Annotated in this window: 15 protein-coding genes, 4 pseudogenes and 1 riboswitch; of the genes and pseudogenes, 10 read left to right on the top strand and 9 right to left on the bottom strand. The window is 72.2% G+C overall.

Translation table 11 applies throughout. The annotated features are described in order from the left end of the window. Window positions 1-40 precede the first annotated feature (40 nt). Window positions 41-1036 carry a 2-hydroxyacid dehydrogenase gene (locus BM536_RS22945; protein WP_073491866.1) on the top strand — a complete coding sequence of 332 codons (996 nt, stop codon included), beginning with the start codon at window positions 41-43 and terminating at the stop codon, window positions 1034-1036. Here the strand turns inward: BM536_RS22945 and BM536_RS22940 are convergent. Further along, complete coding sequence (locus tag BM536_RS22940; RefSeq protein WP_073491865.1) at window positions 988-2877, bottom strand: anthranilate synthase family protein; 1890 nt, start codon at window positions 2875-2877, stop codon at window positions 988-990. The genes BM536_RS22945 and BM536_RS22940 overlap by 49 nt on opposite strands. 105 nt (window positions 2878-2982) lie before the next feature. Continuing rightward, complete coding sequence (locus BM536_RS44925) at window positions 2983-3039, bottom strand: trp operon leader peptide (protein WP_073491895.1); 57 nt, start codon at window positions 3037-3039, stop codon at window positions 2983-2985. Window positions 3040-3135: 96 nt separating this feature from the next. Between BM536_RS44925 and BM536_RS22930 the strand changes: the two genes are divergently transcribed. Both BM536_RS22930 and BM536_RS22925 read left to right on the top strand, forming a co-directional pair. After that, entirely contained in the window at window positions 3136-4488 is a 1353-nt protein-coding gene (locus BM536_RS22930) for a class II 3-deoxy-7-phosphoheptulonate synthase (protein WP_073491864.1), read from the top strand. Between the two features lie 148 nt (window positions 4489-4636). Further along, window positions 4637-4870: a (2Fe-2S)-binding protein gene (locus tag BM536_RS22925; RefSeq protein ID WP_073491863.1), complete on the top strand. Its 234-nt coding sequence runs from the start codon at window positions 4637-4639 to the stop codon at window positions 4868-4870. Between the two features lie 12 nt (window positions 4871-4882). Here the strand turns inward: BM536_RS22925 and bfr are convergent, their stop codons facing one another. Then, entirely contained in the window at window positions 4883-5362 is a 480-nt protein-coding gene (gene bfr, locus BM536_RS22920) for a bacterioferritin (RefSeq protein ID WP_073491862.1), read from the bottom strand. A gap of 173 nt (window positions 5363-5535) precedes the next feature. On the opposite strand from bfr, the gene BM536_RS22915 reads away from it, so the two are divergent. Further along, window positions 5536-6168, top strand: a complete 633-nt coding sequence (locus BM536_RS22915) for a sulfite oxidase-like oxidoreductase (RefSeq protein ID WP_073491861.1) — start codon at window positions 5536-5538, stop codon at window positions 6166-6168. Between the two features lie 60 nt (window positions 6169-6228). On the opposite strand, the gene BM536_RS22910 is transcribed toward BM536_RS22915, so the two are convergent. From BM536_RS22910 to thiO, 5 genes and pseudogenes are all read right to left on the bottom strand, one after another. Further along, window positions 6229-7107 carry a deoxyribonuclease IV gene (locus BM536_RS22910; RefSeq protein ID WP_094103405.1) on the bottom strand — a complete coding sequence of 293 codons (879 nt, stop codon included), beginning with the start codon at window positions 7105-7107 and terminating at the stop codon, window positions 6229-6231. A gap of 57 nt (window positions 7108-7164) precedes the next feature. Beyond that, window positions 7165-9108, bottom strand: a complete 1944-nt coding sequence (gene pknB / locus BM536_RS22905) for a Stk1 family PASTA domain-containing Ser/Thr kinase (RefSeq protein WP_073491860.1) — start codon at window positions 9106-9108, stop codon at window positions 7165-7167. Window positions 9109-9627: 519 nt separating this feature from the next. Further along, window positions 9628-10422, bottom strand: coding sequence for a thiazole synthase (locus BM536_RS22900; RefSeq protein WP_094103403.1), 795 nt, complete (start codon window positions 10420-10422; stop codon window positions 9628-9630). A 3-nt stretch (window positions 10423-10425) separates the two neighbouring features. Further along, the gene (gene thiS, locus BM536_RS22895) at window positions 10426-10626 is read right to left on the bottom strand and encodes a sulfur carrier protein ThiS (protein ID WP_073491859.1); all 201 of its coding nucleotides are present in this window, start codon (window positions 10624-10626) and stop codon (window positions 10426-10428) included. Beyond that, window positions 10623-11785, bottom strand: a pseudogene (gene thiO, locus BM536_RS22890) (glycine oxidase ThiO). The gene thiS and the pseudogene thiO overlap by 4 nt, the downstream one beginning before the upstream one ends. Further along, window positions 11783-11894: riboswitch (TPP riboswitch) on the bottom strand. It overlaps the preceding pseudogene by 3 nt. A gap of 52 nt (window positions 11895-11946) precedes the next feature. Between thiO and BM536_RS22885 the strand changes: the two are divergent. The 6 genes and pseudogenes from BM536_RS22885 to BM536_RS22860 all read left to right on the top strand — a co-directional run. Then, a pseudogene (locus BM536_RS22885) lies at window positions 11947-12293 on the top strand (avidin-fold protein); the annotation flags it as partial. A gap of 124 nt (window positions 12294-12417) precedes the next feature. Continuing rightward, complete coding sequence (locus BM536_RS22880) at window positions 12418-13659, top strand: NAD(P)/FAD-dependent oxidoreductase (RefSeq protein WP_094103402.1); 1242 nt, start codon at window positions 12418-12420, stop codon at window positions 13657-13659. An 80-nt stretch (window positions 13660-13739) separates the two neighbouring features. Beyond that, window positions 13740-14105: an Rv2175c family DNA-binding protein gene (locus BM536_RS22875; protein ID WP_073491858.1), complete on the top strand. Its 366-nt coding sequence runs from the start codon at window positions 13740-13742 to the stop codon at window positions 14103-14105. 198 nt (window positions 14106-14303) lie between these two features. Then, a complete protein-coding gene (gene thiE / locus BM536_RS22870) occupies window positions 14304-14951 on the top strand; it encodes a thiamine phosphate synthase (RefSeq protein WP_094103401.1) in 648 nt (215 codons plus the stop codon). Window positions 14952-15112: 161 nt separating this feature from the next. Then, on the top strand, window positions 15113-16036 hold the full coding sequence (gene metF, locus BM536_RS22865) for a methylenetetrahydrofolate reductase [NAD(P)H] (RefSeq protein WP_073491857.1): 924 nt from the start codon (window positions 15113-15115) through the stop codon (window positions 16034-16036). 56 nt (window positions 16037-16092) lie between these two features. Then, window positions 16093-17063, top strand: a pseudogene (locus BM536_RS22860) (SCO2102 family sporulation regulator). Between the two features lie 57 nt (window positions 17064-17120). Here the strand turns inward: BM536_RS22860 and BM536_RS22855 are convergent. Then, window positions 17121-18628: pseudogene (locus tag BM536_RS22855) on the bottom strand (phytoene desaturase family protein). Window positions 18629-19259: the final 631 nt, after the last annotated feature.

Below are 19259 nucleotides of genomic sequence, written 5' to 3'. Positions count from 1 at the left end.
GAGTCGGTTCCGCCCATGGTCGTACGAATCGGGAGCTGTCATGGAGATCCTCGCCTTCGGCGTCCAGGCCGATGAGAAGCCCCTGATCGAGCGGGCCTTCCCCGCGCCCCACCAGGTCCGCTGCCTGGACGTCTTCCTCAACGAGGACACCGCTCCCATCGCGGCCGGCCACGAGGTGATCTCCACCAGCGTCAACGCCGACCTCGGCGCGCCCGTTCTCGGAGCCCTCGCGGCCGGCGGCACCCGGATGATCGCCCAGCGCTCCACCGGCTTCAACAACATCGACCTGGACGTCGCCGAACGCCTCGGCATGACCGTCACCCGGGTCTCGTACTACTCGCCGTACTCGGTCGCCGAGTTCGCCTGGACCCTCGCCATGGCCGTCAACCGCCGGGTGGTCCGGGCCTCCATCCGCACCCGCGACTTCGACTTCCGCCTCGACGGACTGATGGGCCGCGACCTGCACGGCCGTACCGTCGGCGTCCTCGGCACCGGCAAGATCGGTGAGGCCTTCACCCGCATCGCGCACGGCTTCGGCACGAAGCTGCTCGGCTGGGACATCGCGGAGAACCCCGTCTGCAGGGAACTCGGCATGGCGTACGTCCCCAAGGACCAGCTCCTCGCCGAATCCGACCTCGTCTCCCTGCACCTGCCGCTGATGCCGGAGACCCGCCACCTCATCGACGCGGCAGCCCTCAAGGCCATGAAGGACGACGCGATCCTGGTCAACTCCAGCCGCGGCGGCCTCATCGACAGCGCGGCCCTCGTCGCCGAACTGCGCGAGGGCCGCTTCACGGGCGTCGGACTGGACGTCTACGAGGCGGAGGCGGGCCTGTTCTTCCTCGACAAGTCCCTGGAGGCCATCTCGGACGACACCCTGGCCCGCCTGGTCACCTTCCCCAACGTCCTGGTCACCTCGCACCAGGCGTACTACACCGAGGACGCCGTCGGCCAGATCGTCGAGGCCACGGTGCGCAACGTCCTGGACTACAGCGCCGGGCGCCGTTCCGAGAACGTGCTGGTGCCCCGCAGCTGACCCGTCAACTCCCGGACGATCGCCGCCCCGTCCAGCGTGAGCACCGACTCCGGATGGAACTGCACACCGGCGAACCCGGGCCCGCGCAGCGCGTGCACCTCCCCGTTCTCCGCCCGGCTCACCTCCACCCCGTGCGCCGCCAGCTCCCGCCGGGCGTCGTCGTCGCACCGCGCCACGAAGCTGTTGTAGAACCCGACGGTCTCCTCCCGCCCGAACAGCTCCACCCGCGTCTGCGCCCCCTGGTACGGCACCTCCTTCCGTACGATGTCCAGCCCCAGCTCCGCCGCGATCAGCTCGTGCCCGAGGCACACGCCCAGCACCCCGTGCCGGTGCTCGCGGACCACCCGCGCGGTCAGCTCCCTCAGGAAGCGCATCTTGGGATCGGCGAGATCGGACGGGTCGCCCGGACCGGGGCCCAGCACCACCGGACCCTCGTGGGCGAGCACGGCCGCCCGCAGCCCCGGCTCGTCGTAGCGCCGGACGGTGACGTCCAGCCCGGACGAGCGCAGGACGTGCGCGAGCATCGCCGTGAAGGTGTCCTCGCCGTCGACCACCAGGGCGTGCCCGGTCAGTTCCCGGGACCGCTCCTGCATCCGCAGCCAGAACGGCGCCAGCGACGCCCGGCGCCCGTCCAGCGCCGCCCGCACCCGGGGATCGTCGGCCAGCCGGGCCCGCGCCTCCTCCGACCGCGGCCTGCCCGGCCCCACCCCCAGGGCCGCCAGCACGCCCGCCGCCTTCGCGTGCGTCTCCGCGACCTCGCCCGCCGGATCCGAACCGCGCACCAGCGTGGCACCGACCGGCACCCGCAGCCGGCCGGCCGCGTCGATGTCGGCGGTGCGGATGAGGATGGGGGAGTCCAGGGTCTGGGCCCCGCCGGAATCGCGCCCGATCAGCGCCAGCGCGGCCCCGTAGTAGCCGCGCCCGCCGACCTCGTGCCGCTCGATGACCCGGCAGGCGTTCTGCACCGGCGAACCCGTGACGGTCGCCGCGAACATCGTCTCCTTGAGCACGTCGCGCACGTCCATCGAGGACTTCCCGCGCAGCTCGTACTCGGTGTGCGCGAGATGGGCCATCTCCTTCAGCCGCGGCCCGACCACCACCCCGCCCATGTCGCCGACGGTGCACATCATCTTCAGTTCCTCGTCGACGACCATCGACAGCTCCTCGATCTCCTTGCCGTCGGCGAGGAAGTCCAGCAGATGCTCCGGCGTCGGCCCCTCGGCGGGATAGCGGTACGTCCCGCTGATCGGGTTCATCACGACCGTGCCGCCCGACATCCGCACATGCACCTCGGGACTGGCGCCCACCAGCGTGCGCTCCCCGGTGTGCACGACGAACGTCCAGTACGCGCCCCGCTCACCCTCCAGCAGCCGCCGGAACAGCGCGAGGGCGTCGGCCCTGCCGAACCCCTCGATCGCGCCCTCGTACGTCCGCCGGATGACGAAGTTCGCCCCCTCTCCCCGCCCGATCTCCTCCCGCAGCACCCGCCCGACGATCTCCGCGTACTCCTCGTCACCGACGTCGAAGCCGCCGCCCTCGACTCGCACCCCGTGCGCGGGGAGCTGCTCCAGCGCCTCGGCGAGCGGGATCTCGTACCGCTCCTCGGGGATCAGGACGGACAGCGGCGTGCCGTCGTCGCGGACGTCGAAACCGCGCTCCCGGATCTGACGGAACGGCACGAGCGCGAGGCCCTCGTCGGGCAGGTCGGTGAGCCGCTCGCGGACGGAGACCGGGCCGAGGAGCAGTTCCACGGTGGCGCCGTCCTCGGTGGCGCTGCCCGGCGTGCGGCGGCGCAGCAGGGCGAACGGGCGGGGGTCGGCCAGGAGGTCGAGCAGATGCATGGGTCCGTGTCCTTCTCGGTGGAGAGAGTCGACAGGGACGGCCGGGCCCGGAAACACGGAAGGCCGCCCCTCGGGCGGCCTTCGCGAAGTCTTGCGTACGCGCAGTCAGTGGGCCGCCGGATGAGCGGTCCACCACCAGTTCTGGATCGAAGGCGCGAACATGCGAGGCACCCTACCCCACGCCCACCTGAGCGCGGGGGCGTCTCACCTGTCGAGCCGCACGAAAATCACTCGACACGACCCCGTAATGTTGGATGCGTGACCGTGAACGCTAAGACCAGCGCGAGCGCTGGCAACACCTGGCGAGACCTGCCCGCGGCGCAGCAGCCCGAGTACCCCGACACCGAGGCTCTGCGCGCAGTGATCGCGGACCTCGAGTCGTATCCGCCGCTCGTCTTCGCGGGCGAGTGCGATCAGCTGCGCGCCCGGTTGGCGGCCGTCGCCAAGGGAGAGGCGTTCCTCCTCCAGGGCGGCGACTGCGCCGAGGCCTTCGACGCGGTGTCGGCCGACCAGATCCGCAACAAGCTCAAGACACTCCTCCAGATGGGCGCCGTCCTCACCTACGCGGGCTCCGTGCCCGTCGTGAAGGTGGGCCGGATCGCGGGCCAGTACTCCAAGCCGCGCTCCAAGAACACCGAGACCCGCGACGGCGTGACCCTGCCGACGTACCGCGGTGACTCGGTCAACGGTTTCGAGTTCGACGAGGCCGCCCGCATCCCGGACCCCGAGCGCCTGAAGCGGATGTACCACGCGTCCGCCTCCACGCTGAACCTGGTGCGCGCCTTCACCACCGGCGGTTACGCCGACCTGCGCCAGGTCCACGCCTGGAACCAGGACTTCGTGAAGTCGTCCCCGTCCGGCCAGCGCTACGAGCAGCTGGCCCGCGAGATCGACCAGGCGCTCAACTTCATGCACGCCTGCGGGGCCGACCCGGAGGAGTTCAAGACCGTCGAGTTCTACGCCTCCCACGAGGCGCTCCTCCTCGACTACGAGTCCGCCCTCACCCGCGTCGACTCCCGCACCGGGCGCCTGTACGACGTCTCCGCGCACATGGTGTGGATCGGCGAGCGCACCCGGCAGCTGGACCACGCGCACATCGAGTTCGCCTCGAAGATCCGCAACCCGATCGGCATCAAGCTCGGCCCGACGACCACGGCCGAGGACGCGCTCCAGTACATCGAGCGCCTCGACCCCGACCGGGAGCCCGGCCGGCTGACCTTCATCGTCCGCATGGGCGCCGACAAGGTCCGCGACAAGCTGCCGGAGCTGGTCGAGAAGGTCACCGCATCGGGCGCGACCGTCGCCTGGATCACCGACCCGATGCACGGCAACACCTTCGAGGCGGCCTCCGGCCACAAGACCCGCCGCTTCGACGACGTGCTCGACGAGGTCAAGGGCTTCTTCGAGGTCCACAAGGGCCTCGGCACCCACCCGGGCGGCATCCACGTCGAGCTGACCGGCGACGACGTCACCGAGTGCGTGGGCGGCGGCGACGAGATCTTCGTCGACGACCTCCACCAGCGCTACGAGACCGCCTGCGACCCGCGGCTCAACCGCAGCCAGTCGCTCGACCTGGCGTTCCTCGTCGCGGAGATGTACCGGGACCAGTAGCGGACCGGTGTAGCAGACCGGGGACGGGTGCGCCTGTTACCGGACGGGAAATGGGGCGCGGATCACATACGATCCGCGCCCCACTCCACTTTTGCGGTCTCTGAGCGCCGGGTAAGGTTAGGTTAGCCTTATCGATCTCGGCAGGGGGGTGAACCGCGTGTACGTCTGCAGCTGCTTCGGAGTGACTGAAGCGCAGGTCCAGCGGCACGCGGACGACGGCGCCTGCACGCCTCGCCAGATAGCCTCCGCCTGCAAGGCCGGCACGGACTGCGGTTCGTGCGTCCGCCGCATCCAGGCCATTCTCGGCCGGGGGGCCTGCCCCCGCCGCGACCTCGCCGACCAGGGGCAGCCGGTCCTCGCCGCACTCGACGAAGCGGCCTGAGCCTGCCGGGTCTCAGCCCTCCGGCTGCTCGATCAGCTGCGCGAGGTACAGCGCCTCGCCGAGCTTCTCCACCAGGTCCAGCTGGGTGTCCAGGTAGTCGATGTGGTGCTCTTCGTCCTCGAGGATCGACTCGAAGATGTTCGCGGACGTGATGTCGCCCTTCTCGCGCATCACCTTGATCCCGCGCTTGAGGCGGTCGATCGCCTCGACCTCGACCTGCCGGTCGGCCTCGAACATCTCCTTGACCGTCTGGCCCACGCGCACGTGGAACAGTCGCTGGTAGTTCGGCAGACCGTCCAGGAACAGGATGCGGTCGGTCAGGACCTCCGCGTGCTTCATCTCGTCGAACGACTCGTGCCGCGTGTACTTCGCGAGCTTCGTCCAGCCGAAGTTCTCCTGCATCTTCGCGTGCAGGAAGTACTGGTTGATCGCGGTCAGCTCACCGGTCAGCTGCTCGTTGAGGAACTCAAGGACCTCGGGGTCGCCCTGCATCGCAGCGGCTCCTTCCACACGGGGATTCGGGGGAGTGTCGCCGCATGATTTCACCGGTGCCGAAGATCGTCCAGTAAGTGCGTACTTAGTAAGTAAGCCCATGCTTAGTGCCACTTGCCCGATTTCTGACATGCCTGGTCATTCGCACGGCCGGGGTCTGTCAGGATGGAGACATGGGTCATCCGGTGGAGCGAGAACCAGGAGAAGCAGCAGCGTCCGAGCTTCCGCCGGGGCAGCGACTGCAGCGGGGCTGGCCTGTCACACACTACGGCCCGGTGCCCAAGTTCCGGCCGGAACGCTGGGAGTTCAGGGTCTTCGGGGCCACCGCCGACGGTGACAAGCGGTGCTGGAGCCACGAGGAGTTCACGGCCCTTCCGTACACCACCGTGCTGGCCGACCTGCACTGCGTGACGAAGTTCAGCATGCTCGGCGCCGAGTGGGGCGGTATCCCGGCCCGGACCATCCTGGACGCCGTGCCGCCCGCGTCCGATGTCACCCATGTGATGGTATGGGCGGAGTACGGCTTCAGCTCCAACCTGCGGCTGTCGGACTTCGCCGCCGAGCACACCCTCTTCGCCACCCACAAGGACGGCGAACTGCTCACCGCCGAGCACGGCTTCCCGGTACGCCTGGTCGTGCCCCATCTCTACGCCTGGAAGGGCCCCAAGTGGGTCCGCGGCGTCGAGTACATGACCGCCGACCGACGCGGCTTCTGGGAGGAGCGCGGCTACCACAACATCGGCGACCCGTGGAAAGAGCAGCGCTACTCCTACCAGGAGGAGCCCGGGGACGGCCCCGAACTCTGAGCCCGGACACGCCGGCTCCCGGTGTTCGCCGCCCGGCCCGGTGCCGGCTCGTCCGGTGGATCAGCCGTCCCGCAGCTTCTTCAGCCGCTCCACGTCCGCCGCGTGTCCCTCCTTCCCGCCGGGCGTTTCGATGATCAGCGGTACCCCCGCGGTCGCCGGATGCGTCATCAGCGCGCGGAACGGATCCTCGCCGATGTGACCCGCGCCGATGTTCTCGTGCCGGTCCTTGTGCGCGCCCACCACGTCCTTGGAGTCATTGGCGTGGATCAGCTTCAGCCGGCCCTCGCCGACCGTGTCCACCAGCAGATCGAGGGTCTGGTGCATGCCCGCCGGGCCGGTCAGATCGTGCCCGGCCGCGAAGATGTGGCAGGTGTCCAGACAGACACCGAGCCTCGGATGGGCGTCCAGCGCCTCGAAGTACGGCCCGAAGTCCCAGGTCCGCGAGCAGAGCGAGGCGCCCTGCCCGGCCGTGGACTCCAGCAGCAGGAACGGGTCGTCGTCATGGGTCAGCTCGTCCAGCAGCGGCAGCAGATACTCCCGGACCTGCTTCAGCGCCACGGACCGCTCCCGCCCGCCCGTCGCGCTCCCGGTGTGCACGACCACGCCCAGCGCGCCGATCTCCCGTCCCCGGCCCAGTGAGTGCCGCAGCGACTCCACGGACCTCTCCGCCGTGGCCTCGGTGTGCGAACCGAAGTTGATCAGATAGGGGGCGTGCACGTACGCCGGGATCGACTCCGCCGCGCAGGCCTCACGGAACGCCGCGTCCTGGGCCGGGTTACCCGCGGGCGTGGCCCAGCCGCGCGGGTTGGCGACGAAGACCTGGACCGTCTCGGCCTTGAGGTCGTGGGCGTAGGACAGTCCCACGGAGTGCAGACCGCCGGCCACGGGAACGTGGCCGCCGACGGGGTTGCGGGAGGGGAAGGGGTGCTGAGAACTCACCCGTTCAGGGTGTCATGCTCCCGGCACCGTCCGGTCACCGGATGACGGGCGTCACCTTCACCGGATGGTGATCGTGACCGTCGATCCCTTGGGAGCGGTCTCGCCACCGTCCACGGACTGGCTCTTGACGGTGTCGCCGAACAGGCCCAGCAGTCCGCGGTCCTCCTCGACCTCGAAGCCGGCCTCTTCCAGCGCGGTCGTGGCGTCGTCGACGCTCGCGCCGACCACATCCGGGACCTCGACCATCTCCGGCCCCTTGGACAGGGTCAGCGTCACCTTGTCACCGTCGGCGGCCTGCTTGTCCGCGCCCGGCGACTGGGCGGCGACCTGGCCCTTGTCGAACTGGGAGTTGATCTCCGAAGTGGAGACCTCCACCACCAGGCCGGCCTCCTCCAGCTCGGCCCGCGCGTCGTCCAGGTCCTGACCGGTGACGTCCGGGACGTCGATCGGGGCGCCCTTGCTGACGACGAGGGACACCGCCGAGCCCGCACGCCGCTCCGTGCCGGGCTCCGGGCTGCTGCTGATCACGAAGCCCTTGAGGACGTCCTCGCTGAACGCCTCGGTGACCAGGCCCGGCTCCAGACCGTCCGTCTTCAGCAGCTCCTTGGCCTTGTCCAGCCGCGAGCCCTTCACCTCGGGCACCTTCACGGTCTCCGGTCCGTCGGAGACGGTCAGGGTCACCGAGTCGTTGTCACGGATACGGGCGCCCGGCTCCGGGTCCGTGCTGATCACGGTGCCGCGCTTCACCGTGTCGCTGTAGGCGTGCTCCACCTTGCCCACGTCCAGCCCGGCGGCGTCCAGCCGCTCCCTGGCCTGCGCCTCGGTCTGGGTGAGGACCGCCGGGACCTTGGTGAACTGGCCCGAGTTGATGTACCAGACGCCCGCGCCGACGCCGAGCACCAGCAGGACGGCGGTGACGATCGCGACCACTTTGCGGCCGGGGCGCACGGAGCGGGGCCGGGGCGGCAGCGGAGGCTCCGCCGCGAACCGGGAGGTCCGGTGCATCGGGTCCCCGGATCTGCCGTCGTCGTCCTCGTCCTCGTTGACGGGCATGAGGCGCGGGACCGTGAGCGAGCGCGGGATCACGCTGGTGCGGTCGTCCGCGATGTCACGGTCCGCGGACAGGGCCTGCGGGGGCAGCGCGTCCAGCTGTGCCTCGTCGAGCGCGCCGCGCGCCTCGCGGACCTGCGCGAGCAGGGCCACGGCGTCCGCCGGGCGGACCTCCGGGGTGCGGGCGGTGGCGGAGGCGACCAGTTCGTCCAGCTCGAACGCCATGCCGGGCACGGCGGAGGAGGGCGGGGGCACGTCCTCGTGGAGGTGCTTGTACAGCACCACGGCCGGGGTGTCGCCGTCGTGCGGCTTGTCGCCGGTCAGCATCTCGTAGAGCACGACCCCGCACGCGTACACGTCCACGCGCGCGTCGGAGGTGCCCTGCTCCATCTGCTCGGGCGCGAGATAGGCGACGGTGCCGAGGACGGCTCCGGTGGTGCTGGTGACGGTGTCCACGGACCGGACGAGGCCGAAGTCGGCGACCTTGACGCGGCCGTCGTCGCCTATCAGTACGTTCTCCGGCTTCATGTCCCGGTGGACGAAACCGGCGCGGTGCGCGGCGCCGAGGGCGGCGAGGACCGGCTCCAGGATGTCCAGCGCGGCCCGCGGCTGGAGCGCGCCGCGCTCACGCAGCACGTCCCGCAGGGTGCAGCCCGCGACGTACTCCATGGCCAGGTAGACGTACGACCCGTCGGCACCCTGATCGAACACCTGAACGACGTTCGGGTGCGCCAGCCGGGCGACGGACTTGGCCTCGCGGATGAAACGCTCGACGAAGGAGGCGTCGGCGGCGAGGGCCGGGTGCATCACCTTGAGTGCGAGGACGCGGTCGAGGCGGGTGTCCACGGCCCGGTAGACCGTGGCCATCCCGCCGACCGCGATCCGCGCGTCCACGCGATAACGCCCGTCGAGCACCTGCCCGACCAGAGGGTCCTGAAGGGTCGTGTCCACGGGGGCGAGTCTACGAGCCCGCACCGACACCCCTCACCGCTCACACCGGTATCGCAGCGGGACTGAAGCGCACCTGTGACGAGGCACACGACGAGACAGACGACGAGGCACGCGACCGAGCGGCCGAGCGCGCCCGCCGCCCACCGACCTCTCCCCCGCACGCGCCACCCGTGACAGTCGACCTTGAGCTGACCCCCGCGCGGGTGGCGAAGCGCCGTCGGCGGCCACCGGCCCGCGCGCGGCAGCCGCCGGCCCCGGCTACAGCCACCGGCGGTGGCCGCTGGGTCTACGGTTCCGGGCGGTGCGTGGGCGGGAAGCGGTGCGGGAGTGCGGCGGCGGGTGAGGCGGCAGGGGGCGCCTGGGAAACGGAGTATCGACCGTTCGCCGGTAGAGCGCCGTATCGACCGTTGGCCGGGGGAGCGACCGAAAGTTGGCCGGGGAAGCGCCGTATCGACCGTTCGCCGGGTGGCCGCCGGGGTGCTCGGCCCCGGCGGGCGACGGCCGCCGCTCGAGGTGGCGTCAGAACGCCGGGCGTTCCGGGTCCAGGGCGGCGCGGCCCTGTGTGGGGGACGACGCCTCCGCGAAGTGGCGGCGGGGGATCCGGCCCGCGAGCCGGGCCAACCGTCCCGCCTCCACCGCCCCCCGCATCGCCCGGGCCATCAGCACCGGCTCCTGCGCCCGCGTCACCGCCGACGCCAGCATCACCCCCGCACACCCCAGCTCCATCGCCAGCGCGACGTCCGACGCCGTGCCGGCCCCCGCGTCGAGAACCACCGGCACGCGCGCCTGCTCGACGATCAGCTGGAAGTTGTGGGGGTTGCGGATGCCCAGCCCGGACCCGATGGGGGAGCCGAGCGGCATCACCGCCGCGCACCCGACGTCCTCCAGCTTCCTCGCCAGCACCGGATCGTCGTTCGTGTAGGGCAGCACCGTGAACCCGTCGTCGACCAGCGTCTCCGCCGCGTCCAGCAGCTCGATGGGATCCGGCAGCAGCGTCCGCTCGTCGGCGATGACCTCCAGCTTCACCAGATCGGTCCCCAGCGCCTCCCGGGCCAGCCGTGCCGTCAGCACCGCCTCCCCGGCGGTGAAGCACCCCGCCGTGTTGGGCAGCACCCGGATGCCCAGCCGTTCGAGCACCGACAGCACGGACCCGTGCACCGAGGGGTCGACCCGCCGCATCGCCACGGTGGTCAGCTCCGTCCCGGACGCGACCAGTGCCCGCTCCAGCGTCTCCAGGCTGGGCGCGCCGCCGGTACCCATGATCAGGCGGGACGAGTACGTCGTACCGCCGAGGACGAAGGGGTCGTCGGCCATGGCTCAGCCTCCCTGGACGGCGGTGAGGACTTCCACGCGGTCTCCCTCGGAGAGGGCGGTGGCGGACCACCGCGCGCGCGGGACGACGGTTTCGTTGAGGGCGGCGGCCACTCCGGAGGGCGCCGGCGTCAGGGACCGTACGACGCTGTCGAGGGCCGTGCCGGGAGCGACCTCGCGCCGCTCGCCGTTGACGGAGATGTTCATGCGGGCTGCTCCGAGAGTGCGGCGGCGTGGAAGCGCCTGGGCGTGAAGGGGCGTGCCTCGTCGGGCAGTTCACCGGTGGCCAGCGCGTGCGCCATCGCGTCCCCGGTGACCGGTGTCAGCAGCACGCCGTTGCGGTAGTGGCCGGTCGCCAGCAGCAGCCCGTCCGTCGCGGTGGGCCCGAGCAGGGGCGCGTTGTCCGGCGAACCGGGTCGCAGCCCCGCGCGCGTCTCGGTGAGCGGCAGTTCGGTGATCCCGGGGACCAGTTCGTGGGCGTCGCGCAGCAGCTCGTAGACTCCCCCGGCCGTCACCGTCGTGTCCCAGCCCAGTTCCTCGCTCGTGGCCCCGACGACCAGCTCGCCGTTCTCGCGCGGCACCAGGTAGACATGGCTGCCGCGCACCACGGCCCGTACGGTCCGGGTCAGGAACGGCGCGTACCGCCGCGGCACGGTCAGCCGCAGCACCTGCCCCTTCACCGGCCGTACCGGCGGCAGCACCTCCGCCGGGACGCCCGCGAGCCGTCCGCTGAGGCTGCCGCCGCGAGTACCACCTGCTCCGCCGCGAGCGTCGTCCCCGCGCGCGTGAGGGCTCCCGTGGCGCGCCCGGCCGACAGGATCAGCCGCTCCGCCCAGTCGCGGTGGAAGGACACGCCCGCCCGCTCGCACGCGGCCACCAGCGCCGCCGCGAGCCGCCGGGGATCGATCTGGTGGTCGCCGTCCACCCGCAGCCCGCCGCGCACCCCGGGCGCCAGCATCGGTTCCAGCCGCCGGCACTCCCGCCCGGTCAGCCACTCCGACGTGAGCCCCGACTGCCGCTGCAGGGCGTGGAGTTCCCGCAGATGGGCGCGGTCGTCGGCGTCCAGCGCGACGGCGAGCGTGCCGGAGCGGCGGTAGCCGAGGTCCTGGCCGGTCAGTTCGGTGAGTTCGGCCACGAAGTCGGGGTAGCGGCGGGCCGATTCCAGGTTCAGGCCGAGCAGTGTCTGCTCGCCGTAGTGCAGTTCCGTGACGGCGGCCAGCATTCCGGCCGCCACCTGCGCGGCCCCGCCGCCCGGCTCGGGGTCCACCAGCGCCGTGGCGAACCCGCGCTGCGCGGCCCGCCACGCGGTGACGAGCCCGATGATGCCGCCCCCGACGACGAGGACGTCTGACGTGTGCGAGGACATGGGAGTCCAGCCCCTCCCTTCGCCGGCATGACCCGGATCAGGTTCGTACGGTCGGAGGCCGCCAGCCTCCCTCTCAGCCCGGTGCGTCCGGGCTCCCGCGAGTGCTCTACGTTGGCCACCCTAGCCCCCCGTCGTCCGTCACAGTAAGGGAGCCTCCTGTCGTGGCCCGTTCGCTCGACGCCTGGTCCTGGCCCCGGTGGCCGACCAGGCCCCCGGTCAGGTCGGTACCCGAACCCGCTTCACGTACCGCGAACGCGACGGCGTGATCTGGGCCGACTACGCGGGCGGTGAGGTCGTGCGCGGGCACCTGGTGGGCACCAGGGAGGGGGACCGGCTGGACTTCCGGTACGTCCAGCTGGGCCACGACGGGACGACGTCGTCCGGGCACTGTGTGTCGGCGGTCGTCGAACTGCCCGACGGGCGGCTGCGCCTGGACGAGAACTGGGAGTGGGAGTCACGGCCGGGCAGCGGGACCAGCGTGGTGGAACAGGTCACGGAGCAGGGTGACGTACCGGGGTCAGGGAGCAGGGTCATGGAGCAGGGTGACGTACCGGGGTCAGGGAGCAGGGTCATGGAGTCAGGGTGACGGAGGGGGGATGACTGACGTTCCGTCAGTTGTCTAAGGTGATCGGGTGAGCGAAGAGACGCGGGAAGCGGACGGGTCGGCGGAGCGACGGGTGGTCGTCGTCGGCGCGGGGATGGCCGGGGTGCAGACCGCGGTAGCCCTGCGGGAACAAGGCTTCGACGGCAGGGTGACCCTCATCGGCGCCGAACCCCACCAGCCCTACGACCGGCCCCCGCTGTCCAAGGCCGTCCTGCTCGGCACGGCCGAGCACTCCGCCTTCGACGTCGACTTCGAGAGCCTCGGCGTCGAACTCCGGCTCGGCACCGAGGCCCTCGGCGTGCGCCCCGCCGACCATGAGCTGGACACCGGGTCCGGGCCCGTCCCGTACGACGTCCTCGTGCTCGCCACCGGCGCCGAACCGATCCGGCTGCCCGACGCCGAGGGTGTCCCTGGCGTCCATCTGCTGCGCACCCTGGACGACGCCGAGCGGCTGCGGCCGGTGCTCGCCCGCCGGCACGACATCGTGGTCGTCGGCGCCGGCTGGATCGGCGCCGAGTTCGCCACCGCCGCGCGCGAGGCCGGCTGCGCGGTCACCGTCGTGGAGGCCGCGGACCGGCCGCTGGCCGGCGCCCTGCCCGCCGAGGTCGCCGCCCCGATGACCGCCTGGTACGCCGAAAGCGGCACCGAACTGCGCACCCACGCGCGCGTGGAGCGCGTCGAGCCCGGCGCCGTCCTCCTCGACGACGGGTCCCGGCTGCCCGCCGACGCCGTCGTGGTCGGCATCGGCGCCCGCCCCGCGACGGCCTGGCTGAGCGGCTCGGGCGTGGAACTGGGCCCGCACGGCGAGGTCCTGGCCGACGCGAGCCTGCGCACCTCCGTGCCCGACGTGTACGCGGTCGGCGACTGCGCCTCCTTCCCCTCCGGGCGGTACGGCGAGCGGCTCCTCGTCCACCACTGGGACAACGCCCTCCAGGGCCCGCGCACGGTCGCCGCGAACATCCTCGGCTCGGCCACCGGCGAGGCCCCCGCGGTCTACGACCCGGTGCCGTACTTCTGGTCGGAGCAGTTCGGCCGCTTCGTCCAGTACGCCGGCCACCACACCGGCGCCGACACCACCCTGTGGCGCGGCGACCCCGCGGGACCGGCCTGGACGGTCTGCTGGCTGCGCGAGGACCGCATGGTCGCGCTGCTGGCCGTGGGCCGCCCCCGCGACCTCGCGCAGGGCCGCCGGCTGATCGAGTCGGGCACGCCGATGAACCCCGAGCTGATCGCGGACCCGGCGACGCCGCTCAAGGCGGCGACGGCGTAGGCCTGCGGGTTCGCCGCGTCTCCCGCCGCCAGGAGGAGGCTCGGCTACCGACTGTCGGTCCGGGATGGCAGTCTTGAGGGGTGACCGAGATTGACGCAAAGATCGATGCTCTCGTCCCCGCCTGGCTCACCCTGCCCGACATCGCAGAGATGCTCGATGTCGACGTGGTGCGTGCGCGGCAGCTGGTCAAGGACGGCCAGCTCATCGCCGTACGCCGTGGTGAGAACAGGGCGCTGCACGTCCCCGCCGCCTTCATCGACGAGGACAAGGTGGTCAAGGGCCTGTCCGGGACCCTGACCCTGCTGCGGGACGACGGCTTTTCGGACGAAGAGATGCTGGAATGGCTGTTCACCCCCGACCCGTCCCTGCCCGGGACGCCGGCGCAGGCCCTGGCGGAGAATCGCGGCACGGAGGTGAAGCGCCGCGCCCAGGCGCTCGCCGTCTGACCCCGGGTTCCGCTCCGTAGAGCCCCACAGCACCCCACGGAGCCCCACACGCCCCTTTGGGGCCTCGTGGGGCTCCGCCGGGGCCTCGTAGCTTCACAGAGCCGCCAGGTGTGCGGCCGTGGCCGCGCGCCGCGGCCGCACACCGCCGCCCCGGGAGAGGCCCGAGGCGCCACCGACCGCCCCCGGGGGGACGAACGCATGCCCGACACCGCCCGCTCCCAGCTCGCCGACGCCCGCGTCTACCTCTGCACGGACGCCCGAAGGCGCCAGGGCGACCTCCCGGACTTCCTGGACGCGGTCCTCGCGAGCGGCGTCGACATCGTCCAACTGCGGGACAAGGGCATGGAGGCGGCCGAGGAACTGGAGCACCTGGCGGTGTTCGCCGACGCCTGCGCCCGCCACGGCAGGCTGCTCGCGGTCAACGACCGGGCGGACGTCGCCCATGCCGCGGGCGCCGACGTCCTCCATCTCGGCCAGGGTGACCTGCCGGTCCCCGCGGCCCGCGCCGTCCTCGGCGACGGGGTCCTGATCGGCCGTTCCACGCACAGCGAGGCGGAGGCGGAGACCGCGGCCGTCCAGGAGGGCGTCGACTACTTCTGCACCGGCCCGTGCTGGCCCACTCCCACCAAGCCCGGCCGCCACGCCCCCGGCCTCGGCCTGGTCCGTCACACGGCGGCGCTGGGCACCGAGCGCCCCTGGTTCGCGATCGGCGGCATCGACCTCGGCAACCTCGACGAGGTGCTGGAGGCGGGCGCCCGCCGGGTCGTGGTCGTCCGGGCGATCACGGAGGCCGACGATCCGGGCGCCGCGGCGGCGGAGTTCGCCAAGCGGCTGCGCGGGATCTGAACCGGCCGCCGCCGGGTCCGCCCGGCCGCCCGTCCGCTCTTCCCCCTTCCACCGCTCCGTCCCTTCGCCCGTCTGTCCAAGGGATGGACAACAAGTGCACAATTCGGGCAAATTTCCGAGATCTGGTGGGGAGCGGCCCCTCTCCTGGCTAACCTGCGGGTATGGCCCTCGGAACCGCATCCACCAGGACCGACCGCGCGCGTACCGTGCGTGACATCCTGGCCACCGGCAAGACGACGTACTCGTTCGAGTTCTACGCGCCGAAGACCTCCCAGGGCGAGCGGAGTCTGTGGAACGCGCTCCGGCGGGTCGAGGCGGTGGCCCCCGACTTCGTCTCCGTCACCTACGGCGCCGGCGGCACGACCCGGGCGACCACGGTCAAGGAGACGCAGCAGATCGTCGTCGACACCACCCTCACCCCGGTCGCGCACCTCACGGCCGTGGACCACTCCATCGCCGAACTGCGCAACATCATCGGCCAGTACGCCGACGCCGGGATCCGCAACATGCTCGCCGTGCGCGGAGACCCGCCCGGCGACCCCATGGGCGAGTGGGTGCCGCATCCGCAGGGCCTCACCTACGCCGCCGAACTCGTCCAGTTGATCAAGGAGTCGGGCGACTTCTGCGTGGGCGTCGCCGCCTTCCCCGAGATGCACCCGCGTTCCAGCGACTGGGACACGGACGTCGCGCGCTTCGTCGACAAGTGCCGGGCCGGCGCCGACTACGCGATCACGCAGATGTTCTTCGACCCGGAGTCCTACCTGCGCCTGCGCGACCGGGTGTCGGCCGCCGGCTGCGCGACCCCGGTGATCCCCGAGGTCCTGCCGGTGACGAGCGTGAAGATGCTGGAGAGGCTGCCCAAGCTCAGCAACGCCCACTTCCCGGCGGCGCTGAAAGAGCGGATCCTCACAGCCAAAGACGATCCGGCCGCTGTACGCTCCATTGGCATCGACTTCGCCACGGAGTTCTGCGCTCGGCTGCTCGCCGAGGGAGTGCCCGGACTGCACTTCATCACGCTCAACAACTCCACGGCGACGCTGGAAATCTACGAGAACCTGGGTCTGCACCACCCACAGCAGGCCTAGACCGGTCGCACCGACTTACGACACACTGCGTAGCGGCCACTGGGAGAGGGGCGTACATGGGCTGGACGGTCCTCTACATCGCGTTCGGCGTCGTCGCGCTGTGGCTGCTCGGTGAGGTGCTGCTGCAGTACAAGGCACGGCTGCGCTGGCGGCTGCTCGCCTTCGGCGGCTTCCTCGGTGTCGTGATCGGTGTGCTGATCCCGTCCGTCATCGTCATCGGCGTGGGCGCGGCCGCCTTCGCCGTCGGCCAGACGTACGTCACGCTGTCGTTCCGCCGCGGCTTCGCCGAGGGCTGGGCCGTCAGCCGCCCCACCGCCGACGGCACGACCGGGCGCCGCCGCGGCAAGGGCGGGCACCAGGACCCCTCACTCGAGGTCACCGCTCTGGAGGCGGCCGACGGCGGCCCCGACGGGTACGGGCAGGACGCGGGCACACCCTTCGGCGGTGACGCAGTCGCGTACGGCCAGGACAAGAGCGCCTACGGCGACGAGGACCACGACCGCGACGACGTCTTCACGCCCGCCCGCCCCGCCGAGCCCACGGCGGCCGGGACCGCCTCCGTCTACGAGCCGCAGCCGCTGCCCGACGACACCGGCTCCTACGGCGTGTACAGCGACACCGCCTACGCGTCCGCCACCCAGCCGCAGGACCAGTACGCGACCGCCGCCCAGGGCGCCGACCAGGGCTACGGCTACGACGGCTACGGCCAGCAGCAGTACGGCTACGACGGCTCGGGCGAGCAGCAGTACGCGGCCTACTCCGACCCCTACATCGGCACCCAGACCTACGGCGGCGCGCCTACGACGCCGGGTACGACCAGCAGCAGTACGCCCAGCAGGGCTACCACCAGGAGCAGTACGGCACCGGTGGCTACGACGGAACCCCGGCCGGCGGTGTCTGGGTCCCGCAGCAGCGCAACACCGACGACCCGCTCGGCGGCGAACTCCCGCCCGAGCAGCCGTACCCCTACCAGGGCGACGGGCAACAGCAGCAGGGGAACGGCTACGACGAGCAGTACCGCTTCTGACGGACGCTCACGACCGCCGCTGCCGCCCCGAGAGGCGGCGCGGGCGGTGGGCGGGGCTCACTGCGAGCCCCGGAACTCCGGCCCCTCCACCACCAGTCCGGACACCAGCGCGCCCGACATCCCCGCATGGGGCAGCCCACCGCCGGGGTGCGCCCAGCCGCCCACCGTGAACAGGCCCGGCAGGGCGGTGGAGTTACCCGGGTGCAGCAGTCGGCCCCCGGCCGCGGCCAGCGCCGGCGCCGGGACGGAACCGCCCTCCACCCCGGTCTCCTCGGCGATGTCCGCCGGGGTGCGCACCTCGCGCCACAGGACCCGGTCCCGCAGACCCGGAAGGGCACGCTCGGCGACGGTGAGCGCCGCCTCCACCAGGTCGGCACCCGGTTCGGCCCCGGCCGGGACCACGACACTCAGGGTGACCGCCTCATGGGCGGAGTCCGGCACCAGGCCGGGGTCCTCGGGCCGCAGCACCGTGACCGTCGGACCGGCGGCCGGCGCGGGCGCCGTACCGAACAGGGCATCCAACTCGCCCTCCCGGTCCCGCGTGTGCACGATCGTCCGGTGCGCGGTGCCCTCCGGCCGTCCGCCGCGCAGTGCGAGCAGCACGGTCAGCCGGCTCGGCAGGCCCCGCTGCGGCACGACCTCGCCCTGACCGCGCGGCGGAACACCCACGAACCCGCCCGCGCCCGGCGCGACCACGAAGTCCGCCTCCGCCATCCTGCCTCCCCCCGGGCCGAGAGCCCGGGAGGTGCCACCGTCCAGCTCCACGCCGGCCGCCCGGCCGTCCTTCTCCACGATCCGGGTGACCTCGGCGCCGAACACGAACGAGACCCGGCGGGCCAGGCATCTCTCGTACACCGCGCGGCCAGCTCGCGCACCCCACCGCGCACGGACCACATGCCGAAGGCGTGCTCCATGTACGGCAGGACGGCCGCGCTCGCCGGAGTGACCCGCGGATCGAGGCCGTACGCCAGCGCGTGGCTCTCCAGCAGGGCGGCGAGCCGGGGGTCGCGCAGCTCCCAGGCGCCCACCTCGGAGAGCGTGCCCGCCCGGCGGGTGCGCAGCAGACGCTTGTGCGGCACCGACGGATAGGGCTCGCGGTCGGCCAGCACCGACCAGTTGGGCCACAGCGGTTCCTCCAGGAGCGGGCGGCGGGTGCGGTCCCAGGCCTCGCGGGCCCGGACCAGGAAGTCTCCCCAGCGCCCGCCGGCGCCCGGACCCAGCGCGGCGTCCAGGGCGGAGACGACACCCGCGCGCGAGGCGTTCGGCAGTACGGCCTCGGTGCCGTCCGCGAACACATGCCGTGCCGACGGGTCCACCTGGACCAGCTCGACACAGGCCTCCAGCGGCTCCTTGCCGGTCTTGACGAACAGATCGCGCCAGACCGCGGGCAGGGTCAGCAGACCGGGCCCCGTGTCGAAGGAGAACCCGTCCCGCTCGAAGCGGCGCACCGCACCGCCGTACGTCTCCGTACGCTCGTACACCGTCACCCGGTGGCCCGCGACGGCCAGCCGGGCGGCCGCCGCCAGCGCGCCCATCCCGGCGCCGATCACCGCAATCCGTGCCATGCCCGCGACTTTATCGGCCCCCACCGACAGCGACCCCGTCAGCCCGGCGGGCCGCCGTCCGGTGGGCCGGCCGCCGCTTCCCGCGCCGCTGGGCCCGGCGTCCGTGGAACCGCCGGGTCGGCGGGACCGGGAAGTACGGGCGGTTCCACGGACGCCGACGACCCACGCGGTCGAGGCCTCTGTCGGCGCTCCGGAACAGCGCGCCTGCGACGGCCGGGACCCGGGGCGCCGAAGGGTCTCGGGGATCCCGTCGCTCACCCCGGTCGTGCCGAACACACCGAGGAGCAGCTTCCCCGCGCGGGCGTGGACACCGCCGGCCCAGCCGCTCGTGGGACCGGAGGGAGTACGGACACGGGGGCGATCGTGGCCAGAGGGCCGCGCCGCTGCCTGGAGTCGGACACCCAGGTCTGAGTAGACGTACCTAGCCGCCGAGATGAGTACGCGCGCGGATGGGGGCGGGCCCGCGTGAACGGAAGAGTGGGGCTCACGGAAAGGGGCCCGGCACCGCACCGCCGACACGGGGCGGCGGATCGGTGCCGGTCCTGGACCGCTCCTTCCGCCGGCCCGGTCGGCGGAAGCGAGGCACGGGGGCACCTCGGGGGAACGACCGGACGGGGGACGACCGGACGGG

Source organism: Streptomyces phaeoluteigriseus (genome assembly GCF_001896135.2).
GTDB lineage: Bacteria > Actinomycetota > Actinomycetes > Streptomycetales > Streptomycetaceae > Streptomyces > Streptomyces phaeoluteigriseus.
Note: the sequence above shows the minus strand (reverse complement) of the source record. Positions and strands in the feature narration are given on the sequence as shown.